Origin of the sequence: Arachnia propionica, assembly GCF_900637725.1 — a bacterium.
Classification (GTDB): domain Bacteria; phylum Actinomycetota; class Actinomycetes; order Propionibacteriales; family Propionibacteriaceae; genus Arachnia; species Arachnia propionica.
This window is the reverse complement of record NZ_LR134406.1, coordinates 38696-65563: the sequence shown is the minus strand read 5'-3', so window position 1 is coordinate 65563 and position 26868 is coordinate 38696. Positions and strand designations below refer to the sequence as shown.

The 26868-nt window shown below is 67.0% G+C and carries 28 protein-coding genes and 1 pseudogene; 13 read left to right on the top strand and 16 right to left on the bottom strand.

Going from position 1 to position 26868, the window contains the following annotated elements; all coding sequences use genetic code 11:
* Positions 1–91: 91 nt before the first annotated feature.
* Both EL272_RS00330 and EL272_RS00325 read left to right on the top strand, forming a co-directional pair.
* Entirely contained in the window at positions 92–1360 is a 1269-nt protein-coding gene (locus tag EL272_RS00330; RefSeq protein ID WP_061787447.1) for an HNH endonuclease signature motif containing protein, read from the top strand.
* Positions 1361–1425: 65 nt separating this feature from the next.
* A complete protein-coding gene (locus EL272_RS00325; protein WP_014845217.1) occupies positions 1426–1899 on the top strand; it encodes a hypothetical protein in 474 nt (157 codons plus the stop codon).
* 399 nt (positions 1900–2298) lie between these two features.
* Here EL272_RS00325 and EL272_RS00320 read toward each other — a convergent pair whose 3' ends face one another.
* From EL272_RS00320 to feoB (EL272_RS00300), 5 genes are all read right to left on the bottom strand, one after another.
* Complete coding sequence (locus EL272_RS00320) at positions 2299–2877, bottom strand: NifU family protein (protein WP_014845216.1); 579 nt, start codon at positions 2875–2877, stop codon at positions 2299–2301.
* Positions 2874–4754 (bottom strand): ferrous iron transporter B, encoded by a 1881-nt coding sequence (gene feoB, locus EL272_RS00315; RefSeq protein ID WP_197720309.1) that lies wholly within the window; start codon positions 4752–4754, stop codon positions 2874–2876. The genes EL272_RS00320 and feoB (EL272_RS00315) overlap by 4 nt, the downstream gene beginning before the upstream one ends.
* A gap of 56 nt (positions 4755–4810) precedes the next feature.
* A complete protein-coding gene (locus EL272_RS00310; protein WP_041696013.1) occupies positions 4811–5056 on the bottom strand; it encodes a FeoA family protein in 246 nt (81 codons plus the stop codon).
* A 100-nt stretch (positions 5057–5156) separates the two neighbouring features.
* On the bottom strand, positions 5157–5744 hold the full coding sequence (locus EL272_RS00305) for a hypothetical protein (RefSeq protein ID WP_041696012.1): 588 nt from the start codon (positions 5742–5744) through the stop codon (positions 5157–5159).
* On the bottom strand, positions 5741–7618 hold the full coding sequence (feoB, locus tag EL272_RS00300) for a ferrous iron transporter B (RefSeq protein ID WP_197720308.1): 1878 nt from the start codon (positions 7616–7618) through the stop codon (positions 5741–5743). The genes EL272_RS00305 and feoB (EL272_RS00300) overlap by 4 nt, the downstream gene beginning before the upstream one ends.
* A 298-nt stretch (positions 7619–7916) precedes the next feature.
* Between feoB (EL272_RS00300) and EL272_RS00295 the strand changes: the two genes are divergently transcribed.
* From EL272_RS00295 to EL272_RS00275, 5 genes are all read left to right on the top strand, one after another.
* Entirely contained in the window at positions 7917–8849 is a 933-nt protein-coding gene (locus EL272_RS00295) for a 2-hydroxyacid dehydrogenase (RefSeq protein WP_244926096.1), read from the top strand.
* Positions 8846–9514: a GNAT family N-acetyltransferase gene (locus tag EL272_RS00290; RefSeq protein ID WP_061787450.1), complete on the top strand. Its 669-nt coding sequence runs from the start codon at positions 8846–8848 to the stop codon at positions 9512–9514. The genes EL272_RS00295 and EL272_RS00290 overlap by 4 nt, the downstream gene beginning before the upstream one ends.
* Before the next feature lie 300 nt (positions 9515–9814).
* A complete protein-coding gene (locus EL272_RS00285) occupies positions 9815–10474 on the top strand; it encodes a TetR/AcrR family transcriptional regulator (RefSeq protein WP_061787451.1) in 660 nt (219 codons plus the stop codon).
* Entirely contained in the window at positions 10471–11352 is an 882-nt protein-coding gene (locus EL272_RS00280) for an ABC transporter ATP-binding protein (RefSeq protein WP_061787452.1), read from the top strand. The genes EL272_RS00285 and EL272_RS00280 overlap by 4 nt, the downstream gene beginning before the upstream one ends.
* Positions 11349–12980: an ABC transporter permease subunit gene (locus tag EL272_RS00275; RefSeq protein ID WP_061787453.1), complete on the top strand. Its 1632-nt coding sequence runs from the start codon at positions 11349–11351 to the stop codon at positions 12978–12980. Before EL272_RS00280 ends, EL272_RS00275 begins: the two co-directional genes overlap by 4 nt.
* Positions 12981–12989: 9 nt before the next feature.
* Here EL272_RS00275 and EL272_RS00270 read toward each other — a convergent pair whose 3' ends face one another.
* The 5 genes and pseudogenes from EL272_RS00270 to EL272_RS00250 all read right to left on the bottom strand — a co-directional run bounded on the left by EL272_RS00270 (position 12990) and on the right by EL272_RS00250 (position 16118).
* A complete protein-coding gene (locus tag EL272_RS00270; protein ID WP_126409282.1) occupies positions 12990–13286 on the bottom strand; it encodes a hypothetical protein in 297 nt (98 codons plus the stop codon).
* A 300-nt stretch (positions 13287–13586) separates the two neighbouring features.
* Entirely contained in the window at positions 13587–13946 is a 360-nt protein-coding gene (locus tag EL272_RS00265) for a helix-turn-helix domain-containing protein (protein WP_061787454.1), read from the bottom strand.
* A gap of 200 nt (positions 13947–14146) precedes the next feature.
* Positions 14147–14389, bottom strand: a pseudogene (locus tag EL272_RS15580) (aldo/keto reductase); the annotation flags it as partial.
* A 54-nt stretch (positions 14390–14443) separates the two neighbouring features.
* Positions 14444–15178: an ABC transporter permease gene (locus EL272_RS00255; protein ID WP_061787455.1), complete on the bottom strand. Its 735-nt coding sequence runs from the start codon at positions 15176–15178 to the stop codon at positions 14444–14446.
* The gene (locus EL272_RS00250; protein WP_061787456.1) at positions 15168–16118 is read right to left on the bottom strand and encodes an ABC transporter ATP-binding protein; all 951 of its coding nucleotides are present in this window, start codon (positions 16116–16118) and stop codon (positions 15168–15170) included. The genes EL272_RS00255 and EL272_RS00250 overlap by 11 nt, the downstream gene beginning before the upstream one ends.
* 98 nt (positions 16119–16216) lie before the next feature.
* On the opposite strand from EL272_RS00250, the gene EL272_RS00245 reads away from it, so the two are divergent.
* Complete coding sequence (locus EL272_RS00245; protein ID WP_061787457.1) at positions 16217–16759, top strand: PadR family transcriptional regulator; 543 nt, start codon at positions 16217–16219, stop codon at positions 16757–16759.
* Positions 16760–16769: 10 nt separating this feature from the next.
* Here EL272_RS00245 and EL272_RS00240 read toward each other — a convergent pair whose 3' ends face one another.
* A complete protein-coding gene (locus EL272_RS00240) occupies positions 16770–17477 on the bottom strand; it encodes a hypothetical protein (RefSeq protein WP_126375810.1) in 708 nt (235 codons plus the stop codon).
* A gap of 116 nt (positions 17478–17593) precedes the next feature.
* Between EL272_RS00240 and EL272_RS00235 the strand changes: the two genes are divergently transcribed.
* Positions 17594–19225 carry a hypothetical protein gene (locus tag EL272_RS00235; protein ID WP_061787459.1) on the top strand — a complete coding sequence of 544 codons (1632 nt, stop codon included), beginning with the start codon at positions 17594–17596 and terminating at the stop codon, positions 19223–19225.
* Here the strand turns inward: EL272_RS00235 and EL272_RS00230 are convergent.
* Entirely contained in the window at positions 19200–19697 is a 498-nt protein-coding gene (locus EL272_RS00230) for a flavodoxin domain-containing protein (RefSeq protein ID WP_061787460.1), read from the bottom strand. The two genes, EL272_RS00235 and EL272_RS00230, sit on opposite strands and share 26 nt — an antisense overlap.
* 69 nt (positions 19698–19766) lie before the next feature.
* On the opposite strand from EL272_RS00230, the gene EL272_RS00225 reads away from it, so the two are divergent.
* Positions 19767–20894, top strand: coding sequence for a 6-phosphofructokinase (locus EL272_RS00225; RefSeq protein WP_061787461.1), 1128 nt, complete (start codon positions 19767–19769; stop codon positions 20892–20894).
* A 3-nt stretch (positions 20895–20897) separates the two neighbouring features.
* On the opposite strand, the gene EL272_RS00220 is transcribed toward EL272_RS00225, so the two are convergent.
* Positions 20898–21500, bottom strand: a complete 603-nt coding sequence (locus tag EL272_RS00220) for a DsbA family protein (RefSeq protein ID WP_061787462.1) — start codon at positions 21498–21500, stop codon at positions 20898–20900.
* A 105-nt stretch (positions 21501–21605) separates the two neighbouring features.
* Here EL272_RS00220 and EL272_RS00215 point away from each other — a divergent pair, with 105 nt between their 5' ends.
* Genes EL272_RS00215 through EL272_RS00205 form a run of 3 tightly spaced genes read left to right on the top strand, consistent with a single transcriptional unit; the run spans position 21606 to position 25008 of the window.
* A complete protein-coding gene (locus tag EL272_RS00215; RefSeq protein ID WP_014845195.1) occupies positions 21606–22157 on the top strand; it encodes an ECF transporter S component in 552 nt (183 codons plus the stop codon).
* Complete coding sequence (locus EL272_RS00210; protein WP_244926095.1) at positions 22154–22915, top strand: AIR synthase family protein; 762 nt, start codon at positions 22154–22156, stop codon at positions 22913–22915. The genes EL272_RS00215 and EL272_RS00210 overlap by 4 nt, the downstream gene beginning before the upstream one ends.
* Entirely contained in the window at positions 22912–25008 is a 2097-nt protein-coding gene (locus tag EL272_RS00205; protein WP_159424537.1) for an ATP-binding cassette domain-containing protein, read from the top strand. Before EL272_RS00210 ends, EL272_RS00205 begins: the two co-directional genes overlap by 4 nt.
* Here the strand turns inward: EL272_RS00205 and EL272_RS00200 are convergent.
* From EL272_RS00200 to EL272_RS00190, 3 genes are read right to left on the bottom strand one after another with little or no spacing between them, the layout of a single operon-like run.
* The gene (locus EL272_RS00200; RefSeq protein ID WP_014845192.1) at positions 24979–25785 is read right to left on the bottom strand and encodes an HAD-IIA family hydrolase; all 807 of its coding nucleotides are present in this window, start codon (positions 25783–25785) and stop codon (positions 24979–24981) included. The two genes, EL272_RS00205 and EL272_RS00200, sit on opposite strands and share 30 nt — an antisense overlap.
* Positions 25786–25797: 12 nt before the next feature.
* The gene (locus tag EL272_RS00195; RefSeq protein WP_126409280.1) at positions 25798–26352 is read right to left on the bottom strand and encodes a globin family protein; all 555 of its coding nucleotides are present in this window, start codon (positions 26350–26352) and stop codon (positions 25798–25800) included.
* A 20-nt stretch (positions 26353–26372) separates the two neighbouring features.
* The gene (locus tag EL272_RS00190) at positions 26373–26762 is read right to left on the bottom strand and encodes a roadblock/LC7 domain-containing protein (protein ID WP_014845190.1); all 390 of its coding nucleotides are present in this window, start codon (positions 26760–26762) and stop codon (positions 26373–26375) included.
* Positions 26763–26868: the final 106 nt, after the last annotated feature.

The window sequence follows — 26868 nt, the reverse complement described above, 5'->3', positions numbered from 1 at the left end:
CTCAGCCGTTCACCTAGAAGACTCACAGCCTGGATCAACTAATTCCAGAATCGCTCTTGCGCTTCTAATCGAACTCATGTACCATTACCTTATGGCTGGAACGGATTACACTCCCCTCTTCGAGGGCCCCGCGGAGGAAAACGCCGCGGCCTGGCATCGGCGCGTGGCCGCAGCCCACGAGCTGGCGGGCAGGCTGGCCGTGATCCACGCCGACCTGGTAACCCTGACCGAGGAGCTGCTCTCGTCCAACACCTGGGCCGGGGACGGGATCCGTTCCATCGAGCACTGGCTGCAGGTCTTCGTCGGCCTCTCCCCCGCGAACGCGGCGGCGGTTGCGCGGGTCGCGCAACGATCCACCGAGCTTCCCGAAGTGGTCGAGGCGCTTGGCGCCGGGCGGCTCGGGTTGGACCAGGCCGCGGTGGTCGCCCAGCACGCGCCCGAGGAGTACTCGGCCAGCATCACCGAGTTCGCGGAGAAGGCGACGGTCACGCAGCTGCGACGCACCCTGTCGCGCTATCACCACCCGGATGTCGAGACGTCCTCCCCGGAGCCGCACGAAACCGCGCGGGCCGACGCGTCGCAGCTGTCCATGGTCACCAACTCACGCACCGGACGTTTCGAGCTGCGCCTCAGCGCCCCGGCCGTCGACGGCGCCCTGGTGGAGACCGCCATCCGCGAGGCCAAAGACGCCCTGTTCACCAGCGGAAACACCGAAGCCACTCTCGCCGACGGGCTGTTCGAAATGGCGAACCGCTCCCTCAGGGCGATCACCTCGGGCAGCCGCAAGGAGCACTACCGCGTCCATCTGCACCTCGACACCACCGGCGCGGGCTGGCTCACGAAGAAGGGCGCCCTGCCGCAACATCTCCTGGCCGAGTTCACCTGCGACGGCGTCCTCATCCCGGTCTGGGAAACCGATTCCCTGCCGGTCAGCGTGGGCCGCTCACAACGGATCGTGCCGCTTCGGACCCGCCGCCTGGTGGAGGACCGCGACCGCGGCTGCCGATACCCCGGCTGCCCCGTCACCGGGTTCCTCGAGAACCACCACATTCAGCACTGGAGCAACGGCGGCGCCACGAACCGCGAAACGGTGGTCTCGCTCTGCCCCACCCACCACCGGCAGCACCACCAGGGTCGCTACACGATCACCGGCAACCCCGACATCCCCGGCGGCCTGACGTTCACCAACCAGTACGGCCAACGCATCGGAGGCGACCCGGAAGCCTCGGCCAAGGCCGCCGCCATCAGCGGCATCCGGGGTCGGAACCCCCGCAAACCGATCCCCTACAAGGGCCCCACCGGGGAAAACCTCCAAACCCGGTCGATCCGCTTCACCCGCAACCCACCCCGGCGCGAGTGACATCGCACATAATCGATCTGGTAAGATCCTATGCAAGAAATTACCAGTCAGATGGGGTGATTCGTGTGACGACTGCCGTTGACCACATCTATCAGAGTTCAGATCTGGCGGGCTCTCGTCGGAAGGAAATCGTGGAAGCCGCCCAGCGCGGCACAACGTTGCTGCGTGCGCCCAGCGGCGACGCCTTGGCCTTCCTGCCCCACGTTGAGCTTGAACGCTTGGCGAACATCCGGGACTATGCTCGTGGTTTCGTCATGTTGGAAAGCGCGTTGCGTCGCCCTCGCAACGAACGCCGCGCCGCTGATTTCGGCGCCTGGGCCTTCGTCTTCTCTCTCTCCGAGGAACAACTGCTGGAGTTCCGCGACGATGTGAGTGACGCCCTGATGCGAGCTTGTTCCGGGGTTGACACCGTCAGATCTCTGCTGGACGCCTGGAGAGCCACTGCCGAGTTCATGGCGGACGAGACCGCAGTGACCGCCCTCGGGGAGGACTTGGAAAACTTCACTGAGATCCAGCGTCCCAAAGACACCGAAGCGTGACCCCATGTCTCCGACCGCCAACAGCGCATACATACCCTTTGCTCCCGCGCGCAGGCCTGGCGGAAAACCGGAGGATGAACCTCGGTTCCGGGTCGTGGTCCACAGAAAGTATCTGCCAGCTTGGGCAGAACTGATCGATCGGATCGGTCTTCCAAGTGCGCAGCGTGCTTGGGATTACTTGGCGATGCAACCCGACCAGCCGCCCCGGATAGGCCAGTGCACAAAATTGCGCGGAATGGCCAAATACGCGAGGGACGGCTGGTCGGATGTCTACCACTACGAAGCTAGCTCAATGGTGCGCATCGACTACCAGTTCCACCGTAATCACCAGACATCCGAGGAACGAGCACCATGCCCAGCTGTGCGCATCCTCAGGATCAGCCTCTCAAGCCATTAGCCTCAGCAGTTGTGGCCCGGGAGGTTCAGCCAGGTGATGCCCCGCTTCTTCTTGCCCACATCGCCCACCCGTTTGACGGTTTTCAGCTGCGGGTAGCGGGCCCGGATGGTGGTCTCGATGCGCTGGTGGAGGGTCTGGCCGGCGGCGGGACAGTCCTGGCACGCCCCGCCGAAGTCGACCTCCACCGTCTCGGCGTCGTTGTCGGCCACCTGGATCTGCCCGCCGTGGCTGGCGATGTAGGCCGCCAGCTGGTGCTCCACGACATCACGGGAGATGTAGCCCAGCAGGTCGGCAGAGCCAGGCTCGACGTCCCAGCCCTCCTCCTCCGCGAGGGAGGCGACGATGGCGTCGCGGACCTTGGATCCGACCCTGCTCCACGCCTGGTCGGAGGCCAGCCACGTCCATACGCCGTCGGCCTCCACCATAGCCCGGGAGATCACCCCGTACTCCAGCATCGACCCGAAGCTGCCGGGCGCGCCGCGCACCTCCCCGACGGGCACGCCGCCGGTGGGAACCACCCACCGGACGGCCTGCGGGTCCCCGGGAACGGCCTCGGGATGGATCGGCAGCTTCCCGGTCATGTCGCGATCGCCCCCACGATGAGTTTCGCCGCGAACGCCATCACCCACGCGAGTCCACCCATGTAGATGAACGCGATGATCGACCATCGCCACGTGCCCGTTTCGCGTCTCATCACGCCCAGGGTGGAGGCGCACTGCAACGCGTAGACGAAGAACACCAGCAGCGCCGCGATCGTGCTCGGCGTGAACACCGGCTCACCGGCATGCGGGCCGTCCGAATGTGTCATTCCCTCCAGCGACTCGCCCGGATCCTCCGGGTCCTCCGCGGATGCCACCTGACCCAGAGTCGAGACGACGGTCTCGCGGGCCGCCAGGGAGCTGATCACACCGATGTTGATGCGCCAGTCGAAACCGAGCGGATCGAAGACCGGCGAGACCGCCCGGCCGATGGCAGCGGCATAGGAATTGTCGAGGGTGTAGGCCGTCACGGCCGCCTCGTCGCCGACATCCACCCCGGCAGCAGTCATCGCGTCCTCACTCGGGGCGGGAAAGTTCAACAGCCCCCACAGCACGATGGTGACCACCATGATGATCCCCGCCACCTTCCGCAGGAACGCCTTGCACGCATCCCACACGGCGATGATGACGGAGCGGGCGCTGGGCAGCCGGTAGGACGGCATCTCCATGTAGAACGGCAGCTGCGTGGCGCCGCGCCCGACGATGCGTTTGAACACCCAGGCGGCGATCATCGCGGAGACCGCGCCGAGCAGATACAGGCCGAACATGATGGTGCCCTGCGCCTGGAACGGCCCCCAGAACAGATCGCCGGGAACCATGATCCCGATCATCAGGGTGTACACGGGAAGGCGTGCGGAGCAGGTCATCAACGGCGCACCCATCATGGTGGCGATCCGGTCCTTGGCCGACGGCAGGGTCCGAGTGGCCATGATCCCCGGGATCGCGCAGGCCACCGAACTCAACAAGGCAACGAACGCGCGCCCCTCCAGACCCGCCATCCCCATCACACGGTCCATCAGGAACGCGGCCCGCGACAGGTACCCGCTGCCCTCGAGCAGCGCGATCATGAGGAACAGCAGCGTGATCTGCGGCACGAACGCCACCACCGCACCGACACCAGCGAAGATGCCGTCACCGACCAGCGACCCCAACCAGTCGATCGGGATCATGTCCTTGGCGATCCCACCCATCCAGACGAAGAAACCCTCGAAGGCATCGTTGATGGGAGCCGCGACGGTGAAGATGATCTGGAAGAACGCGTACATCGTCGCGAAGAAGACCAACGTCCCCCACAGCGGGTGCAGCAGCACCTTGTCTATGCGGCGGGTGCGTTCGTCGACATCCGGTGCGCGGTAGTTGGCGCTCTCCAGCACCGAATCGGCCCAGGCCGCGACCTCCTCATGGCCGGTGGGCGGAGGCACGATCGGCGCGGACCACGAGTCGACCTCGGCAAAGGCCTTGGACAACACCTCGACGCCGCGCTTGTCGCCGGAGACCACGGGAATCACCTGCACCCCGACGGCCCGCGACAGGGCGTCGACGTCGACGGAGCCGCCTCGCCGCGCCAATTCGTCGGTGAAGGTCAGCACCGCGACGGTGGGGCGTTCGCGCTGCTGCACCTGGGCCAGCATCCCGAGGCCTCGGCGCAGCTGTGTGGCATCCATGAGCACGACGTGCCCGGAGATCGGCGAGTGCACCGACTCGCCCGCGTCCAGAACCTCCGTGACCACTTCCTCGTCGGGGCTGATCGGGTCGAGGGAGTAGGTGCCGGGCAGGTCCTCGATGATCGCCTCGACGTCACCGAGTTTGTGGACGCCCTCGTAGCGGGAGACGGTGACCCCCGGGTAGTTGCCGGTCTTGGCGCGCAACCCGGTCAGTGCGTTGAACAGCGTCGTCTTGCCGCAGTTCGGGCTGCCCACCAGCACGAAACGACGCAGACCCGTCGCGACCGGTGCGGAATGTTCGTCGTGACAGGTCATGGTTTCACCAGCACTCTCGAAGCCTCGGAGTGGCGGAGCACGATCTCGGTGCCTCCGACATTGAACATGAGGGGATCGAGCAACGGGGCGCGGCGCTCCAACCTGCACGTCAGTCCTGGAGCGAACCCGAGGTCGAAGAGTCGGCGGCTGATCACGTCGTCACCGTCGAATCCGGTGATGCGCGCGCTCGCCCCGACCTTCAAGTCGGCGAGTGTCCTTGCGGCGGAGGGTGTCTCGTTCATAGTCGCGAACTTAGCAATGCCTTAACTGATCCAAGAAGATTTGCCCGAGGATTCATGAACTTTCGTCAATAGGCTCCACTTACTGGAACTGAATCTCAGTTTACTCATCCGTCCACAGAGCCCGGCGCGGAGTGTTGGACAGCGTGAAGTGGCTGCTCTGCGGACCCCCCAGCCGCGACGTCTCCCGCAACGACGGGCACCGGGCGCGAATCGCCGTCTCGATGCGCTGCTGAAGCTCCGTGCTGGCGGCGGGATCGCGGGAATCGAGCTGGCCGAGGTCGAGCAGCAGCCAGCGGGCGTCGTTCTCCACCACCTCGACGGTGGTGTCGGCCGCGTGGATCTCGTCGGCGAGATCACCTAGGAGCACGTCGTTCGCGACCAGGCGCAGCAGGTCCGCGGAGTCGCCGTTGATCCGCCAGCCGTCGAGATCCAGGGATTCGAGGATGGCCTCACGCACCTTGTGGCCGCAATCGGCCCAGGTGTTCCCGGGGGCCAGCCAGACCCAGATCCCCTCGGTTTCCAGCAGGGCCAGCGAGATCACCCTGTCCCGCATCAACGCACCGAAGGGATCCGGCGCGGCCACCACCTCGCCGACGACTCCCTGGGTGCCCGTGTGGACCACCCAGCGAACCGCCAACGGATCATCCGGAACCGCCTGGGGGTGGATCGGCCGCATGGCATGGGTCATGTGATGAGCCTAGCGATACCTGATCCGAGAAAAGCCATCACCCACGCGACCACACCCATGTAGACGAACGCGACGACAGGCCACCGCCACGTGCCCGTTTCGCGTCTCAACACACCCAAGGTGGAGGCGCACTGCAGCGCATAGGCGAAGAACAACAGCAACGCCGTGACAGTGGGCGCCGTGAACACCGGTTCCCCGGCATGCGGACCATCTGTGTAGGTCATCTGCTCCAAGGCCTCGCTCGGATCCTCCGGATCCTCCGCGGCCGCCACCTGACCCAGAGTCGCCACGACGACCTCTCGCGCGGCAAGGGAGCTGAGGACACCGATGTTGATGCGCCAGTCGAAACCGAGCGGGTCGAAGACCGGGGAAACCGCCCGGCCGATGGCAGCGGCGTAGGAATTGTCGAGGGTATAGGCCGTCACGGCCGCCTCGTCGCCGACATCCACCCCAGCAGCAGTCATCGCGTCCTCACTCGGGGCGGGAAAGTTCAACAGCGCCCACAACACGATCGTGGTGGCCATGATGATCCCCGAGACCTTCCGCAGGAACGACTTGCACGCATCCCACACGGCGATGATGACGGAACGGGCGCTGGGAATCTGATAGGCGGGCATCTCCATGTAAAACGGCATCACGGTTCCGCTGCGCCCCGTGACACGCTTGAACACCCAGGCGGCGATCATCGCGGAGACCGACCCGAGCAGGTACAGGCCGAACATGATGGTGCCCTGCACCTGGAACGGCCCCCAGAACAGATCGCCGGGCACGACCATCGCGATCAGCAACGTGTAGACCGGCAGGCGTGCGGAGCAGGTCATCAACGGCGCACCCATCATGGTGGCGATCCGGTCCTTGGCCGACGGCAGGGTCCGAGTGGCCATGATCCCCGGGATCGCGCAGGCCACCGAACTCAACAAAGCGACGAACGCACGCCCCTCCAGACCCGCCATCCCCATCACACGGTCCATCAGGAACGCGGCCCGCGCGAGATATCCACTGCCCTCCATGATGGCGATCATGAGGAACAGCAACGCGATCTGTGGGATGAACGCCACCACCGCGCCGACACCGGCGAAGATGCCGTCACCGACCAGCGAGGCGAGCCAGTCGATGGGAATGTGTTCCTTGGCGATCCCACCCAGCCACACGAAGAAACCCTCGAAGGCATCGTTGATGGGAGCCGCGACGGTGAAGATGATCTGGAAGAACGCGAACATCGTCGCGAAGAAGACCAACGTCCCCCACAACGGGTGCAGCAGCACCCTGTCGATGCCGTGGCTGCGGCGGTCGGTGCCGGCCGCCTGGTAGTGCGCCGCCTCCAGGACGGATGCGGACCAGCTGAAGACGTCGCTCTGACCGATGGGCGGGGCGACGACCGGAGCGGGCCACGAGTCGACCTCGCTCAACGCCTCGGAGAGCTCCTCCACCCCCGCCCGGTCACCCGCGACGATCGGGATCACCCGCACCCCGAGGGCCCGTGAAAGCGCTTTGATGTCGACGGAGCCGCCTCGCCGCGCCAGTTCGTCGGTGAAGGTCAGCACGACCAGCGTCGGCCGCGGGACCTGCTGCACATGGGAAAGCAGGTTGAGGGAACGTCGCAGCGACGTGGCGTCGAGGAGCACGATCTGCCCGCTGATTGGGGAACCAACGGAGATCCCGTCGCCAAGCACCCGGGAAACCACCTCCTCGTCGGGGCTGATGGCCTCCAGGGAATAGGCGCCGGGCAGGTCCTCGATGATCACGTCGGCATCCCCCACCCGGTGCCGCCCCTCGTAGCGAGCGACGGTGACCCCCGGGTAGTTGCCGGTCTTGGCGCGCAATCCGGTCAGCGCGTTGAACAGCGTCGTCTTGCCGCAGTTCGGGCTACCCACCAGCACGAAGCGCAGGATGCGATGGGCCTTGGCTGCGGAAGCGATCCCTGAACCGTGTCCGTGGTGGCTCATGACATCACCCTCCAAGGTTCAATGTCGGCAGTCGTCGTCATTGGCGAGGTTGTGTTCACCTTTTCGAACCTAGCGTCGCGACACCCTGTCGTCAGGATTTCAGCTATCCAAACCGCGATCCGCCTTGTCGGCTTTTTGACCGATGGATTCCGTGGTTTTCACGGACCAGGCCCGTCACATGGGCCTCGCCGCATCCCATGGAACCTACGAGCCCTAGACTCAGGACATGATCGTGACTCTTCCGGACCGACAGCTCCTTGAGGCCCTCACCTCACACACCCCTGCGGACCGGCTCGGCGTCGAGCTGCGCATCTGGGACTGGAACTCCCCCATCCGCGACGTGCTCGGCGACGAGGCCGACGACGTGGTGGCCACCGTCCTGCCGTACTTCCGTCCCGCCCCGGCGTGGCGGTCGCTGGCGGACCTGCCGAAGCTGCGTCTGCTGCAGGCGCAGTCGGCGGGCTACGACAATCTTCTCCACATCACCCCCGACGGCGTCGCCCTCGCCAACGCGCGTGGGGTGCACGAGGCCTCCACCTCCGAGCTGGCCGTCGGTTTGATGCTCGCCGCGCAGCGGGAGCTGCCCCGCTGGGCGCGTGAACGTCGCTGGCAGGCCGCCTCCACCCGCGCGCTCGCGGACTCACGAGTGCTCGTGGTCGGGACGGGAGCCATCGGCGAGGCCATCCGGTCGCGACTGGCGCCCTTCGAAACCGAGATCACGCGGGTCGCCACCACCGCCCGCGACGACGAGCACGGCCACATCCACGGCATCGACGAGCTGCCCGAGCTGCTTCCGAACACCGACATCCTGGTGCTGATCGTGCCGCTCACCGACTCCACCCGCGGCCTGATCGGCGCGAAGGAACTGGCCCTGCTGCCCGACGGCGCCCTGGTGGTGAACGTGGCGCGCGGCCCCGTCGTCGACACCGACGCCATCACCGCCGAGGTGGTCGCGGGCCGGCTGCGGATGGCCTCCGACGTGTTCGACCCGGAGCCCTTCCCCGACGACCATCCGCTGTGGCAGGCCGATGGGGCCTTCATCAGCCCCCACATCGGCGGCAACACCACCGCGATGCTGCCCCGGATCGTCGCGCTGCTGGCGGACCAGCTGCCGCGCCTGGCCGACGGGCGGGAACTCAAGTTCGTGGTGAAATCATGAGCGACCCCCTGGTTGAGGCCTATCCGCCTTTCGGATTGCGGATCACCCACGACGACATGACGCTGCGGGTGTTCCGCGACGCCGATATGCCCGAATACCTCGACCTGCTGAGCGCCCCGATCTTCGCCGAGGAGAACGTGGACTGGTTCTTCCCGTGGTGTGAGGCGCCGGTTCCCGAACGGCGCCGCAACGCCATCCAGGCGCACTGGGGATGGCGCTCCGGATTCCGCCCGGAGTCCTGGACGTTGGCGTTCGGGGTCTACGTCGGTGGTGTGCTGGTCGGCTGCCAGGACCTCTTCTCCGAGGACTTCCCGAGGCGGCGGGTGGTGCACTCGGGTTCCTGGCTGGCACTGGAACACCAGGGCAGGGGCTGGGGTTCGCGAATGCGCAGGCTGCTGCTGCACTTCGCCTTCGACCACCTGGGGGCGCAGCGGGCCGAGTCGGAGGCGGTGGCCGGCAACGAATCGTCACTGGGGGTCTCCCGCAGCGCTGGCTACGAGCCGAACGGCGCCGGGGTCGAGATCTTCGGAAAACGGGTGGTGAAGATGCACCGCGTCGCACTCACCCCCGACCGGTTCCGTCGCCTCGACGGCGAGGTCGTGGTGGAGGGGTTCACCGACGAACTGCGCGCCATGATGGGCGCGGGGCCGGATCCGACCTCGTAGGGCGCCGGCTTCCGGTCTCCCATGTGACGGCGGTGTCCTACCCGGCACAATCGCCCGCTACCCCTCATCCCTAGCCCTCACCGGTTTGCTGGCCTTATTGCTGTTTTGCTGGGCTTGTTCATATTTGCTGGCTTCACAGCGCAGGCAAACGTGAATAAGCCCAGCAAACCACTATTAGGGCCAGCGAGCCGGCCTGCGCACGAATCGCGGGAGGGATGCGGATTTTGGTGGTTTTGCAGGAGAGCAGGTTCGACACGCCCACCTCTTGTACAAGCGTTCAGTTTCTTATACGCTTGTATCATGATTGATGATCTGACAGCCCGGGCACGACTCCGTGACGCCGCCATCGCGCTCATCGCGGCGGGCGAGAAACCCACGGCGCGCTCCGTCGCAGCTAGGGCGAACGTGTCCATCGGGTTGATCCGGCACCACTTCGGCACCATGGACGGCCTACTGCTGACCTGCGACGAGCACGTCGCCACGCTGATCCGCAACGCCAAGAACGACGCCATCCGCGGGCCGATGCCCAACGTGCTGGAAACCCTGCGGGAAACCGGGCAGGACAACATCCTCGGCTACCTGGCCCACCGCCTCACCGAGTCCAGCACCGCCATCGACGCCCTCGTCGACCAGCTCGCCGACGACGCCGCCGACTACATCCGCCGCGCCATCGATGCGGACCTGCTGACCCCCATCCCCGACGTTGCCGCCGCAGCGCGGATGCTGACGATCTATTCGCTGGGTTCGCTGGTGCTGAGCCGGCACCTGAAGCGCCTCCTCGACGTCGACATCGCCGCCGAGGACATCGCGGCCGAACCGGGAGTCACGGATTACGTGCAGGTGCAGCTCACGCTGTTCGCGAGCCTGTTCACCCCGCACCTGCTGGAGCAGTTGCGGCCCCAGCTGGAGGAGAAGACAGAAGAAGAGGAGAAGACAGAAGGAAAGGAGAAAGAGGAATGAACGCCATCGAGGTGAGGGAGCTCCGGAAGAAGTACGGCTCCTTCGAGGCGTTGAAGGGCATAGACCTGGAGGTCCACACCGGGGAGATCTTCGGTTTCCTCGGCCCAAACGGCGCGGGCAAGTCCACCACCATCCGCATCCTCCTGGACGAGATCCGCGCCACCGGCGGCACCGCCCGGCTGCTCGGTCTCGATTCCCGCCGCGACGCCGTCGAGATCCACCGCCGGCTCGGCTACCTGCCCAGCGACCTGGCCCTCTACCCCGCGATGACCGGCGCGCAGACGCTGCGGTTCTTCGCCCGGTTGCGCGGCGGCGTCGACTGGAATCATGTCGATGAGCTGCGGCAGCGATTCGACGCGAACCTCGACAAGCGCGTCGGGGAGCTGTCCTCGGGGAACCGTCAGAAGGTGGGGCTGATTGCCGCGTTGATGCACAAACCCGAACTGATCATCATGGACGAGCCCAACGCCGGCCTCGATCCGCTCGTGCAGCACGAGTTCCACCAGGTGCTGCGGGAGACCGTCGCGGAGGGCCGCACCGTGTTCCTGTCCTCCCACACCCTCTCCGAGGTGCAGCAGGTGGCCGATCGGGTCGGCATCATCCGCGCGGGCCGCCTGGTGGCGGTGGAGAACGTCGCGGACCTGCGCTCGGTGCGGCGCGTCGATCTGCTCCTGGACCGCGACGCCGATCCGCGCGACTTCGTCGGCATCCCCGGGGCCCGCGACGTCACCGTGGACGGACCGCGGGTGCGCATGGCCTTCGACGGGGAGCTCGGAACCCTGCTCGATTCGCTCGGCGACCGTCGTGTCGTCGACCTGACCGCCCACGACGCCGACCTGGAGGAGATCTTCCTCGCGTTCTACCAGGAGCAGTCATGACCACCCTAGCAGTGTTGGGACGCGGCCTGCTGCCGCGTTGGAAGGCCGTCTGCGTCATCGTCGCGTGCATCCTCGCTTTCCTGCTGATGGGGGTCGCGATGGTACAGTCGATGGACACCAACATCTACGCATCCCTGCCGCCCGAGCTGCTGGCGATGGCCGGGATTCCCGCCGGCGCCTCTGCCCCGGTGATGTCCTACACGCAGATGCTCGGTTTCCTGGGTGCGATCGCGGTGGCGGGGTTCGCCGTCGCGGTGGGCGCGCAGCTGGTTGCGGGTGAGGAGAAGGACGGCACGCTGCCGCTGCTGCTCAGCCATCCCATCTCCCGGGTCGGTGTCGGTGCGACGAAGGCCGCGGTGCTGGTGCTGGCGGTCGGTGTGACGTCACTGGGGCTGTGGGGTGCGTCCGCGCTGGCGAGTCTGCCCTTCGACCTCACGCTGGGGGACGCCCATCTCGGGGAGCTCTGCCTGGCGCTGGGCGCAAACGCCCTGGTGTACGGGGGCATCGCGTTCGCGGTCGGGGGTACCACCGGGAGCCGCGGCCTGGCGCTGGGGGCCGGTTCGGCAGTCCTCGGGCTCGGTTGGTTGTTCGCCGGGCTGCTGCCGCAATGGTCGGAGGGCCGCGACCTGGCGCAGTTCATCCCGTGGTACTGGTACAGCAAACCGACGGTGCTGCTGAACGGCATCGACGGCGGCTACCTGGCGCTGATGCTCGGCGTCGCGGCGGTGCTGCTGGCCGTCGGGGTCGTCGGCCTGGTGGTCCGCGACCTGCGTCGAGCAGCGACGAGGACACGCCCGGCCCGGCACGCCACAACCAGATGGACCGGCTCGGCGGCTGGCCGCGGGCCCTCCCGCTACCGTCTCCTGGTCTCCCGCCACACCGGTCTGCTCCTGGTGCTGGGTGTGGTGATGTTCGCGGTGATGGGCCTGTTGATGGGTCCGTTGTACGAGCAGATGGCCCCGCAGCTGGAGACGGCGTCGAAATCGTTGCCGCCCGAGCTCATGCAGGTCTGGGGCGCCACCGACATGGCCTCCCCCGCCGGGTTCTACTGGGGCGAGACGATGAGCTTGATGGCCCCCGCCGCCGTGATCCTGGCCGGCGCGGCGGTGGCGTCGCGGCTGGGGTCGGACGAACGTTCGGGCCGGCTCGGCGTGCTGCTGTCCACCCCCACCACCCGCACCCGGATGCTGGCCACGGCGATGGCGGCGCAGGCGACGCTCGTCGCTCTGGTCGCGGGGCTGACGGGGCTCGGGATCTGGGGCGGGGTCAAGCTGGGTGGCCTGGACCTGGCGACGGAGAACGTAGCGGGCGCCACCGCGCACCTGCTGGCACTGGGCCTGTTCATCGGTTCGGCGGCGCTGCTGGCGGCGGCCGCCCTGGGCACCCCGGCGGCAGCGACCTGGACCGCGACCGGGGTGGGACTGGTCGGCTACGTCATCAACACCACCATGCCCATGAACCCCGACCTCGCCGACTGGGCCCGCATCTCCCCGTTCCACTGGTACGGGGCCGCCAATCCCTTGGAGAACGGAGCCGACTGGGGGAACGTCGCGATCCTGCTGGTGGGGTCGGCGGTGCTACTGGCAGCGTCCTTCCCGCTGTTCACCAGACGCGACCTGCGGGTGTGAACCCGACTCTCAGTCCTCGAGCCGTAGGGGACGTTCGCCGCGGAACAGCACCGTTGGCGCGGGATGGACGCTGGGCATGGGTGCGATGTCATAGATATCAGCATGCGTAGCAAACAACAGCGGGTGCTGCCGAGCAATGGCGCTGTGAAATTCAGCCGCCGTCGTTGGGGGAGCGACCTGCCGTTCGACAAACAGATCGATCACTGCCGCATAAGCTTTTCGAGTCAATTTGGCGGCAAGGAAAAGATCTGGATTAACCGCCGAAATACCGACAGATGCCAGATCAGCCTCTGCAAAATCATCCACATCTGCCGTAATCAGGAAACCCGCCTTGGCCGCGACGGCGTCAGCAAGGATCTGCCTGTCCTCCGCCGCCGTTCCGAGAAACCTACTTGCACCTTCACCAACGGGGCTAAGCTCTCCCCAAACCGCTGTCGGACGATGGTCGGCGAAAGTGCGTTTGGTTTCATGTGGCGCGCGGCTTCCCGCTCAGCGGTTTCGCTCCACACGACAGCGAAACCGCTGAGCGGCCCGCCCACCATCAAAAGGGTGCGGGTGACAGGTTTGACCAAGACGTTCGCATCGAGAAAGACGCGAATCGGATCGTCAGTCACCGAACAGGTCTGTTCTTATCTCGCCCCGGCTGATCTCAATGACGTCACCCATGGTCGCCTGCCAGAATCGCTCGAACTCCTCATATGGGATCTGATTCCGGTTTCCGATTTTTACCGCACGCAGTTCTCCGGCAGCGATTTTTCGCGAAATCGTCGATCTCGACACCCCGGTTAGATCAGCGACCTGCGCAGGCGTGAGCACCCTCCGCTTGGCCGTGAGCGTCACCGATTCTCCCAACGAAGCGGCTCGTTTCACGTACTCCGCGATCTCGACCATCCACTCCGGCCATTCGCCACTGTTTGCAGGGGCACGCACGGCTTCAGGATTGATGGTGATACTTCGAAGTGCCATGCGATCAACGATAGCACAGCATGCACACCTTGAACGCCTCAAGTGTGCAAAGTGTGCATTGTTCGAGTTTTCAGTCCTCGGTCTGTTTGGCCCAGAGGTTGACCCCGGATTCGACGGCGTGCTGGTCGATGGCGGCCAGCTCGTCGTCGGTGAAAACCATGTTCTCCAGGGCTCCCAGGTTGGATTCGAGCTGCCGCAGCCATGCCCTCGCTCTCGCAGGCGTCGACGAGCCCACCGGTCTCGACCCAGCGGTTGAACATGTTGTAGCTGGGCTGGTGTATCAGCAGCGGGGTGCCGAGCTCCCGAGCGATGCGGGCCGCTTCCCGGGTCTTGGCAGCCGAGTACGACGAGATGCCGACGTACAGCGCCCGGCCGGAACGCACCGCCTGGTCGAGGGCCATCATGGTCTCCTCGATCGGCGTGTCGGGGTCGAAACGGCGCGAGATCCTGCCAGCCACCCTCCCCGCATCAGCACAGGGAGGGTGTGTGTCAGCCGGTCAGTCGCGTTCGAGGATCCGGATGGCCGCGAAGAAACCGAGCACCGACCAGACGGCGAGCACCACGTAGCTGACGATTCCGGCCTGGAAGGTCTCGTGGGCCAGGGAGGCCCTCATCACCTGGGCCATGTGATGGAGCGGCAACGCCAAGTGCACGACCTGCAGCCACTCGGGCAGGCGGTCCATCGGGAAGCTGATCGGCGTGAACATGAGGGCAACGAACGCGATGATCTGCGACAGCCCCATCGCAAGCTCAGCCGGCATCGCGTACGAGTAGCCGTAGCCGATGCCGAAACACGCCGTCACCACCAGCACATAGGCGGGAATGATCGTCCACGAAACCGAGAACCCGGGGTGGAACATGAAATGCGCGATCATGGTGGAGATGACGATCGCCGGCACCGTGATGAGCAGCCAGACCGTGCAATCGGCGAACAGGAAGTTCTTGCGACTCACGGGCAGCGACTTGATGAAGTCGATGTACCCGGCCACCCGCGCGGTCGCATTCTGCATGGGGACGACGACGAGTGCGGTCATGATCAGAACGATCGTCGGCGCCCCCGTGGCCAGGTACAGCATCTCGTTTCCCGCAGACGAGGAGGGCACCAGGAACGAGAACCCGATGACCACGCCGAGCGCTATGACCGTGAAAAATATGCCGTAGGCCACCAGGTGGCCGCCCAGTTTCTGGGCCTGAAGCCTGAACACATGCCCCAGTTCCGTTTCAGTGCGCATCAGTGTCCACCTCCCTGTCCCCCACCAGCTGAACGTAGGTGTCCTCCAAGGACATCTCGCGCAGCGAGTAGTCGCCCACCAACCGGCGGCCCCGCAGCTCCGCGGCCCACGTCAAGGCATCAACCGCCCGATCCCTCGGGAACGAGACAATCAACTCGCCGTTCCTGACCTCGATGTTCCCGGCCCAGCCCGGCTGCCCGAAGGCTTCACGCGGGGCCGTGGTGAATGCCTGCAACTTCATGTCGTCCCCGACGGTTGACGCCTTGATGCGCGACGCATTCCCCCGGGCCAGCACCCTGCCGTGATCCAGGATCGCCATCTCGTCCACGGCCCCCTCGGCCTCGCCGATGTTGTGGGTCACCAGCAACACCGCCGTGCCGTCCCCGGTCAACTCGCGGATCGCGCCCCACAGGTACCTGCGCCGAACCGGATCGACATCGTTCGTGGGCTCGTCGAGCACCACAACACGTCCCGGCCGGATCGCCGCCATGCAGAAACAGGTCAACCGCAGCACACCCCCGGACAACTTGTTGCCGGGCTGATCCGCCCACTCGGCAATGTCCAACTGTTCGAACAGTTCACCGACCCTGCGTGTGATCTCCTCGTCGCCGGCTCCGCGCATCCTGGCCATCAGGCTTGTGATGGCGCGCGGGGTCAGTTCCCCCAGGGGAACGGACGCCTGCGGCTGCGCCGAGCACAGATAGCGTCCCCGCCTCCGATTCCGGACGATGTCCTCACCTGCCACCACGATCGAGCCCGCATCCGGGCGGAGCAGCCCCAGAAGCTGGTTCACCAGCGTCGTCTTGCCGGCCCCGTTGTGCCCGAACAGCCCGAACACCGACCCCTCCTCGACGTGCAGGGTGACGTCGTCGTTCGCCACCACCCCACCGTCCCGGGTCCCGTACGTCTTGGAGACGTGATCGATCTCAATCAGAGCCATGGCTCTACCTCCCGGCTCCTACAACTCCACATTTATACCTCATAGATATATACCTAACAGAGATATATCCATGAGGCAAGTGTACTACCGTGACACCCGTGAGCTACGTGATCCTCGGGCTGCTGCACATCGCCCGCATGAGCCTGTACGACCTGATGAAGGCCTTCGAGGCCGGGGCGTCGCTCTTCTACGGGTCCAGCGCCGGAAGCATCAAACGTTCCCTCGACAAGCTCCTGGCAGAGGGCGCGGTGGAGGTCACCCGTCAGGAGCCCGGGGCCCGCGGACGCCGGGAATACGGGCTCACGTCCCTGGGCAGACAGAAATTCGCGACGTGGATGCAGGGCGAGGTCCAGGGGAACTTCGACGTCACGGGGGTTGCCCGGATCTATTTCCTGGGGCTCGTTCCCCCGGCCGACCGCCCACCGATCATCGCGCGGCTCCGGGAATGCATCACCGCGGAACTCGAGCGGCTGGAATCCGTGGAACGACAGATCTCCGGGCAAGAAGTACCCGACACGTACCGCGACGTCGGCCGTTTCAGCCAGGCCGCCCTTCACTACGGCCTGTCATCGACACGTCACACCTACGACTGGCTCACCGCCTTCGAGGCCGAGGTGATGAAACACGACGAAACGAAGTGAGGCGCGACTCTCAGAGCAGGCCGTCGAGGTCGTTGGACCGGAAGGTTTCGGTCAGGGTCTCGATGACGCGTTCCGCCGGCCAGGAATCCGGCACCCTGATGAGAGTGCCGTTTCCCAAGCGTTCGACGGTCAATCCCTCCGCACAGGCGTGGACACCCCCGACCCGCTCATTGATCCACACCCGATAACCGATGGGAAGCAACCAGCCCTCAGGTTCCTGCTCCATGATGACATCAAGTTCCTGCCCCACGGCGAAGTTGGGATCGAAAGCGGGAATCACCGCGCGAATAGACGCTTCCCACAAGAAATCCGCCGACACACGCGGCGGCTGATCAGGATCCGGGAATGGTACCCAGCCGAATTGTTGGTAGAAAGAGGGGCTATAAACAGGTTCCAGAATTTTCGACTGGCCCGCCGTCACGGTGAACAAGGTTTCCAGGAGATCGTTCTCGGTCTCCAGCAGGAAATGATACCCCCCTTCGGGAGCCTTCTCCCCATCGTCCTTCCTCATGATTCTGTTTCCGATGAAACCGGCCAGCCCCGCCTCGGTTCCGTCCCACTCACCCTCTTCCTGTTGTGTTGGTCTCCACCGCCCGACCGAGACCCGGGAGGAGAACTCCTCCATGAAACGGGAGGTTCGCCGCGCGATTTCCTCCGGCGTCTCATTGAGACGACTCCAAGGCGCATACACGAAGATATCCCCAAGTTCATGAGTCACGACCGCTCCAATCCGATTCATCAAAGCTGTTTCAGAGTCTAGGCGTCTCGCGTCCCGGCCAGGACACCATCCGCGAGCGGAGGGCTGCCCCCACCCGCGGGCATCATGGTGGGGTGGTGAACAACAGCGAGTGGTTCTGGGCCAGCGAGTACGGGCGCGACCGGTTGTTGCGCGAAGAGTTGGAGGAGCAGGCCCACGCTCTGGCCTCGGCCAGCGCGCGTCAGCATCGCGACACCTCGAAACTGCGTTCCGAGCTGCACAACTTGCAGGGCTCGCTGGAGGCCCGGCTGAACGCACTCACCAACGCCTTCGTCGCCTTCGTGGAACTCGACGGGATCCGCAAACAGCTGGCGGCCTTCCCACAGCACGCCGAGGCGCGACGTTGCGCCTTCCAGGACCTCCAGGTGCTGCTCGACGGCGGTGTTCCCCCGATGCGACCGGATGTCGACGGTTACTGGCTGCCCCCCGCGATGTCAGCGCTGCGACCCGACGGTTCCGTCGACCCGGAGCAGGCTGCGCTCGCCCGGCAACGCGACCCCCAGGCGGCACCGGTCTTCCTCGCGACCGCGCGGGCCGCATTCGGCGCGGGTGAGGCCGTGGCCGCGGAGCTGCCGAAACTCCTGACCCCCGACGACCAGGGCACCTGGGCCGAGTGGCAGCTGCTGCTGTGGGGTGCCACGTTGCGCGGGGCCTTCGGCCCGGCGGCCCTGACGACGCTCACCGCAACCTTCCGTCCGCTGATTGCCAGCGCCGATAACTGGCTGGAGTGGGCGAGATCCCAGGCCGGAAACAACGACGCCAAGGCGCTGGACTGGGTGACGTCACGGCTAGAGGAACTCGCCCCGCGGGGCACCCCCGAGCAGGAGACCGGCTGGACCGCCACCGGGACGGGCCGTCCCGACTTCGTGATCCGGGGTTCCGGACGTATCTGGGGCGCTTCGAACCGGCCGGAACCGGAACCCGAGGAAACCCCCGTGGTCGTGGAGGAGACCTCGCCCGAGGAGAATGCCTGGGAATCCACCCGGGCCATGCTCGTCCAGGTGCTGCAGGTCCACATCCGCGGCGGCAGCGAGAGCGAACACGCGCTGCTGGCCCGCGCGGAACTCCTGGAGGAACAGTTCAACAATCCCCTCGGAGCCAGCAAACTTCCCGACGAGGTTCCGGAGAAACGCCACGTGGTCGTCGATGTCCTGCGGCAGACGGCCCTCGACGACCACGCCAGCAGACAGGACCGCCGCAGCCTGTGGTTGCTGATCGCCGAGATCTTCGTGCCGGTCGCGCGGGAATGGCAGACGGAACCGGAACCGCGGGTCCCGGAGGGGAAGGTGCCCGGTCACGACGGCCTCACCGTCGGCCCCCACGGAGTCCACGACCAGGCCGCGGTGCGGGCCCTGATGCGCCGCTACGACTCCCAGCAGCCCGCGGGTCTAATCCTTCGCGGCAGGGAGGTCATGTGGGCGGGGGCCGCCTTGGCGGCTGCCTCCTTCGTGCTGCTCCTCGCGGCACGCTCGGGCTGGTTCCTACTGCTTGGCCTCGCGGGGATCGCCGCCGCGGTACTCGGCTACAGGATGAACGAGACCGCCGAGGGGCGGCGCAACACGGTGGAGGCCAACAAGAGCTCCCTGGCCAGGCGCATCCAGGACGCCACCAGGACCACTGCCAGCAAGTACGAGAAGGCCAGGGCCGGGCACGGGGAACGCCGGGAGTCGGCGTCCCGTTTCCTCACGGTGTTTCGTTCGTCCTCGTGAGGTCGAGCCCCCGGGCCCAGGCGCGGATCGCCGGCGGATCGACGTGGTCGGCGGGTTTCTTCGCGAGGACCCGTAGCAGCAGCCGCTTGAAGAACCCGACCTTCTTGGGGGCGTAACGACCCGCGAAGGCGGCCTGTGCGCTGGCCTCGACCAGCTCCGATGCGGCCTTGTTGTGGCCGAGCGCGACATCCTGCTTGGTGGGGTCGACGGCGGTGATGGAGAGGTTGAACAACGCGGCCCGACCCACCTGCCGGCCATGGTCCCGCAGCCACGTCAGCGACTCCGGCAGCCACGTCAACGCCTGGGTGGCGCTTCCCAGCACGAACCCGTCGAAACCGGCCGGGTCGGGGTCGTCGCGCAGATCCGCCACCACGACATCGAAGCCGCGGGCACGCAGTTCGTCGGCGATGATTCCGGACACCTCGGCCGTGGAACCCGCGCGGGTCGCATATCCCACCAGTACTCGCTGCATGGCTCAAAGCTAGTGCCCAGCGGCAAATCCCGCTTCGGAGTAGGCTCGGATACGGACAAGGAGGTTCTCATGGGCAATGCAAAACGCATCGGTGTTCTGACGGCGGGCGGCGACTCCCCCGGCCTGAACGCGGCCATCCGTGGGCTGGGAAAGGCGGCCATCGGCAGACACGGCATGGAATTGATCGGTTTCCGCGACGGCGTGCGCGGCTTGGCCGAGAACCGGTGCTTCCAGCTCGGCCCGGAGGCGCTGTCGGGAATCCTCACCATTGGCGGCACCATCCTCGGCACCAGCCGCGACAAGGTGCACCGCATGCGCATGGGCGGCGAGGTCGTCGACGCAATCCCCATCATCAAGGATGTCGTCGAGCAGGCCGATCTCGACTGCCTGGTGATGCTGGGTGGCGGCGGCACCGCGAAGAACGCGCTGCGCCTGTCGGAGGCGGGCATTCCGGTGGTTCACCTGCCCAAAACCATCGACCGCGACGTCGCCCACACCGACAACACCTTCGGTTTCTCCACGGCCTTGGAGATCGCCACCGACGCCATCGACCGGCTCCACTCCACCGCCCACAGCCACCACCGGGTGATCCTGGCCGAGATCATGGGCCACAAGGCGGGCTGGCTGGCCCTGGGTGCGGGCATCGCGGGCGGGGCGGACGTCATCCTGATCCCCGAGATCCCTTACTCCGTCGACGCCATCGCCGAGACCATCCGGGCCCGGCAGGCACGCGGCACCAACTTCAGCGTGATCGCGGTGGCCGAGGGAGCCAACGACACCGCGGCGGCGCAGGCCATCGCCGCCGCCGAATCGCTGAAGAAGGCCGCCGGAACCCCGCAGGAGAAGGCAGCCGCGAAATCGCACCTGGCCCGGGTCCTCGACGACCACCGCGAACACACCTTCCGGTTGGCCCGTTCCCTGGAGGACGCGACGGGCCTGGAGACCCGCGTCACCATCCTCGGCTACGTGCAGCGCGGCGGGACGCCATGCGCGGAGGACCGGCTGCTGGGGTCGCGGATCGGCACCGCCGCCGCCGACCTGATCGCCGACGGGGTCAGCGGGGTGATGGTCGCGAGCAAGGGCGACGGCACCGAACCCGTCGACCTGAAGAAGGTCGCGGGCGTTCTGGCCCAGGTCCCACCGGACCATCCGTGGATCCAGACCGCCCGTGACGTGGGAACGGGTCTCGGGGACTGAACCTCACTCGAAGATCGGGCCGACGTCGCGGGAACGCTTCAGCTCGAAGAAACCCGGGTAGGCGGTGACTTTCACGAAGCCGTCGAACAGTTCGCCGGCCGCCTCGCCCTTCGGGGCGGGCGAGATGACGGGACCGAACAGCGCCATGCCGTTGACGCGGATGACCGGGGTGCCGACATCCGTTCCGACGAGGTCCTGGGCCACCTTCTGGTAGGCGCGCAGGTCGGTGTCGAACTCGTCGGTGGTGACGCGCTCAGCAATGCCGGCTTCCAGGCCGCAGTCGGCGAGGGCCGCGGCGACGGTCTCGACGGCGACCGGTTCGCCCCCGGGATGGAGACGGATGCCGAGTGCGGTGTAGAAGTCACGCAGGACGTCGTGGCCGTGGAGTTTCTGAACCGCGGCCGCCGCACGCGAGGCGACGAGGGTGGCGTCGATGCGTTCCCGGTAGCCGGGGTCGAGGTCGCGTCCCTCGTTGAGGATGTAGAGGCTCATGGTGTGGAAGGTGACCTTCGCGTCGCGGACCTTCTCCACCTCCAGGATCCAGCGGGAGGTCATCCACGCCCACGGACACGTCGGATCGAACCAGAAATCAACTTGAGTGGTCATGCATCCATCCCACCACATTGCGGCGAAGGAGTGGCCCGTGTCGAAATCGCACTCCCCACTCCGCTATGTTCAGGACCGGTTCACGTCCATCACGAGGAAGGTCACATGAGCGAGCAACCCACCCTGTCCACCTCCGGTTCGAACGGGTTCTTCTCACCGCGACGGGTGGCGCGGGTCGCGATCCTGGTGGCGCTGTCGGGGGTGGGGGCGTTCATCAAGATCCCGAGCCCGACGGGCACCGTCGCCCTCGACGCGGCCCCCGGATACCTGGCAGCGGTCGCCTTCTCCCCGCTGGAGGGTGGCGTCGTGGGGGCGCTCGGGCACCTGATCTCCGCCGCGACCGCCGGTTTCCCGCTGGGCCTTCCGATCCACCTGATCATCGCGGCGGAGATGTTCGTGTTCGCCTGGCTCTTCGGCCTGCTGGCCCGGCCCCTGGGCGCCCTGGTGGCCGCCGCGGTGGCGGTTCTCCTGAACGGCCTGCTGGCCCCCGCGGTCCTGCTTCCCATCGGCGGCCTCGGGATGTATGCCGCGCAGGTGGTGCCGCTGCTGGTGGGTTCCGCCATCAATATTGCCGTGGCCGTGATCGCGGGGATCGCCCTGGCGGCGGCCGGGCTCGCCGGCCGTCCCGTACGACTCACGGGCCCCGGGAAATCGTGACGGACCCGGTTCGTCCCGTCCGCGACCTCCTGATCGTCGACGGCTCCCCGCCCCTGGTGATCGCCTGCGACTCGGTGGGCGGCATCGGACCGCGACCCGCCGATCTGGTGCGGGTGTCCGCCGACGTGGTGGCGCACTTCGCGGCCCGGGTTCCGCTGCTGGAGGTGCTGTGTTCCGGGGCGCGGCCCGTCGCGTTGGTCAACACCCTCTGCCACGACATGGCCGAGGCCACCGTCTTCATCGACACGTTCCGCGCGGTCGCCTCGGAGGTCGGCATCCGAGGCGACGCGGTGACGGGCAGCACGGAGGAGAACGTGCCTTCACCCGCGACGGGGGTCGGGGTGACGGTGATCGGCACCCTGACAGGTGACCTGCTCACCGGTGGGGGCCGCCCCGGCGACGTGGTGATCTGTGTCGGCTGGCCGCGTTCCGCCCCGCACGACGAGGTTTTCATCGGGCGTCCGGACATCGTGCCGCTGTCTACCGTGCAGGCCCTCGTCACCACCGGAGCGGTCCACGACGCCCTGCCGGTCGGGTCGCGGGGCATCAGTTACGAGGCCGGGCAGCTCGCCGAATCCAGTGGATGCACTCTCACGTGGCTGCCCCACCCCCTCCCTCTCGACGCCTCGGGCGGGCCTGCCAGCTGCGTGCTCCTCGCCTGCGACCCAGCCTCCGTCGCCGACCTGCGAAATGTGGTTCCCGGACACGTCCCGTGGCATCCGGTGGCGGAACTGACAGCGAAACCGACGCACCCGTGATCGAGGCCCGAGGGCTCGGTTTCTCCCACCGCGGCACCGGAACCCGGCAGCTGGCCGACATCACCTGCGACATCCCCGCCGGGAGTCGTGTCGCGGTGATGGGCGCCGCGGGTGCGGGCATGTCGACATTCGCCATGGCCCTGAACGGCTTGGTCCCCCACCACCATCCCGGCGACCTCTACGGGCAGCTGCGGGTCGCGGGCATCGCCACCCACGAGACGACCCCGCCCCGCCTGGTGCGCGTCGTCGGCCTGGTCTCGCAGAACCCGGAGGCCCAGGTGATGGAGAGTCTGGTGATCGACGACGTCGCCGCCGGTCCCGCGAACCTGGGGCTGGGCCGCGACGAGGTGCTCTCCAGGGCCCGGCGCGCCCTGGAAGAGGTCGGGCTGGCGGGCCTGGCGGATCGTGAAACGGCCACCCTGTCCGGCGGGCAGCTCCAGCGACTCGCGATCGCCGGGGTGCTCGCGATGGAGCCGCAGATCCTGGTCCTCGACGACCCCACCTCGGCCCTCGACCCGGAGGGGGCGGCGACGGTGCGGCGCATCGTCGCGGATCTGAGCGCTGCGGGACGCACCGTGGTCGTGGTGGATCACGACCCGGATGCCGTGGCCGCCTGGGCGGATCTGCTCCTGGTGCTGGAGGAGGGGAGACTCGCGTATTTCGGCGCGCCCGGCCCGTTCCTCGACGACGAACGGCGGGTCGCGGCGGCCGGAATCCGCCCCCGCAACCGGTGCCGCGGCGGGGTGCCGAAGCGACCCGAACCGGAGACTCCCCCCGTCCTGGAGGCCATCGACCTGACCCACCGCTACCCGTCGGGGGTGCTGGCCCTCGACGGGGTCGACGTCACCATCCACCGCGGCGAGTTCGTCGCGCTGCTGGGCGGCAACGGCGCGGGCAAGACCACCCTGGCGAAGCATTTCGCCGGGCTGCTGGAACCGACCTCCGGGACGCTCCGCAGCCACGCCGAGCGGGTGGGGTTCGTCTTCCAGAACCCCGACCATCAGATCTTCGCGAACACCGTCTTCGACGAGGCCGCCTTCGGGCCGCGCAACGCGGGACTGCCGGACCCGGAGGTGGCGGTGCGGGCCGGCCGGGCCCTGGAACGGGTGGGGCTGGGGGATTTCGCCGGGCTGCATCCGCTGCGGCTCGGACGCGGGGACCGGCAGCGACTGGCGGTGGCCTCCGCCCTGGCGATGAACCCCGACGTCCTGATCCTCGACGAACCCACCACCGGCCTGGACTGGCGGGGCACCGAGGCGCTGATGGGGCTGCTGGCGGACCTGAACCGCGACGGCACCACGATCGTCATGATCACCCACGACCTCCCCCTGGCTGCCCGCCACGCCTCCCGTACCGTGACGCTGACCGCCCCCGTCCCGGAGACGGCCGGGCCGGAACGCTCCGGGGATGCGACCACACGCGGGAACGGCTTCGATGTGCGTTCGAAGCTGGTGGCGCTGACAGCCGCCGTCACCGCGACCTTCCTGACCTCCAACCCCCTGGCCCACCTCGGGCTGGCCGCGCTCACCGCCGGGGCCCTGGTGCGGGTACGCGGGATCCGTGGGCTCTGGGGTCTCCTGGCCCCGATGGTCCCCGTGCTGGCCCTGGTCTTCGGTTTCGCCGCCTTCACCCCGGGCGGAATCGGGTACGCCTCGGTCCTGGTGCTGCGGCTGGTGACGATGCTGTGCTCGACGGCGGCGCTGCTGGCCACCACCCCCGCCGAACGCTTCACCACCCTGATGCGCACCCTCCGGCTGCCGAACCCGCTGGTGTTCGTGTGCACGACGGCGCTGCGTTTCATCCCCACCCTGCGGCGGCGTTCCCGCCAGATCACCGAGGCCCAGCAGGTCCGGGGAGCGCACATCGACTCGCGCGGCCCGGTGCGCCGCGTCCTGGCCCACGCCACCATCATGGTGCCGCTGCTGACCAGCGGAATCCGCATGTCGGAGGACCTGTCGGCGGCGATGATCTCCCGCGGCTACGGCATCACCCGCCACCCGACCCGCCTGCACGACCTCCACTGGACCTGGCGCGATACCCTCCTGGCCCTGGCCTCCGCCGCCCTACCGCTCCTCGCCATCGCCGCCGGTTGAATCCTTTTCGACGAGTTCGTGCACGCCCTCCACTATCTCGCTCGGGCGGAAGGGGAACTTCTTGGCAGATTCGCGGGTGGTGATACCGGTGAGCACCAGGACGGTGTGGAGGCCGGCCTCCATTCCGGCGACGATGTCGGTGTCCATCCGGTCGCCGATCATTCCCGTGTGTTCGCTGTGCACGCCTATCCGGTTCAGCGCGGAACGGAACATCATCGGATTCGGTTTCCCCACCACATAGGGTTTCTTCTGCGTCGCCTCGCTCACGAGAGCGGCGATTGCACCGGTGGCGGGCAATATCCCGTCGTTGCTGGGACCGGTGGCATCGGGATTGGTGACGATGAAACGCGACCCCGCGTCGATCAACCGGATTGCGCGAGTGATCGACTCGAACGAATAGGTCCGGGTTTCCCCGATGACCACGAAATCCGGATTGCGGTCGGTGAGCACGAAACCGGCCTCGTGAAGAGCGGTTATGGTGCCGGCCTCGCCGATCACGTACACCGACGCCCCCGGCTGCTGCTGCTCCAGGAAGGTGGCGGTGGCCAGGGCCGAGGTCCAGATGTGGTCCTCGGGCACCTCCAGCCCGGAGTCCCGCAGCCGTGCCGAGAGGTCGCGGGGGGTGAAGATCGAGTTGTTCGTCAGCACCAGGAACGGCGTTTCCGTGCGGGTCCACTGGGAGATCAACTCTTGGGCCCCGGGAAGCGCCTGTTCCTCGTGCACCAGGACCCCGTCCATGTCGGTCAGCCAGGCACGCACGTCGCTTCGCAGTCGCATCATGGCATCACGCTACAGGTTCAGCTCGGCGCGGGCCCGTTCGAGAAACGCGCCGACCTCCTGGTCGCGCAGCCTGGCCAGCAGCCCCTCCGGCATCCCAGCCGCCTCGTACAGGGCGGCACTGACCGCGCGCTCGTGGCTCCACGCGATTACCACCCGAACGGTGCCGGCGACCCTGCCGACGGCATCCAGCAGCGCCCGCCGCTCCTCGTCGGGGATCCCGAAGGCAACCGACGCGTCCGCGATCAGTTGCACCACGTGGTCGGAGGCCGCCAGCATCGTCGGGTTCGTGACCCGTTTGGCGACGTGCATCAGCCCGACGAGAGCCATCCGGGCCAGATAGTCGTCGTCCCACGGCCCGGTCACTGTCCGCGCCCACCAGTATTCCAAGCTCTCCCGCGACGCCCCGGCTCCCTCGGGCAGCCGGCCGTACAGGACCTCCTCCAAGGCCCCCACCACCTCCGGCCCGAGGGCCAGCAGCCGGCCCCGGTGGCGCTGGATGACCTCGCGGTCCCCGTCGCGCAGCAACCGCTGCGGGGGAATCTGCCCGGCCGCGTCCCGCGCCATCGCGTGCATTGTCTCCATGTTCAGGCCGTCGTCAGCAGCTGCTTGATCTCGACAGCCGCGACGCGGGCCTCGATCCGCATCAGGCCGAGGTTCGACTCGATGGGTCCCTGCATCACCAGCACCGCGTCCTCACCCGCGCCGTAGACCACCAGGTAACCGTTCCTGCCGTGGATCACGGACTCCGCCAGATCACCCATGTTGGTGCGCTCGGAGATGCGTTTACCGAGCCCCAGCGCGGTGGCGGCCATCGCGGCTATGCGCTCCGCGTCCGCCTCCGGGAAGTCGTGGGCAATGGCCAAGCCGTCCTGCGAGGCGATCATGACACCATGGAGCTCCGGGATGGCCCGCCTGATGGCGCTGAGCACCAGCTTGAGGTCACTGTGCTTGCTGCTGCCGTATTTTCCGTCCATTGCGCTTCCTTCCGCCCTCGTTGGATATGTCACGCCCGGGCGCCTCGGAGCTGGGGCACCTTCCGAGGACACTCGCGGACATGTTATCCCCTTTTTGTAGGTCTTC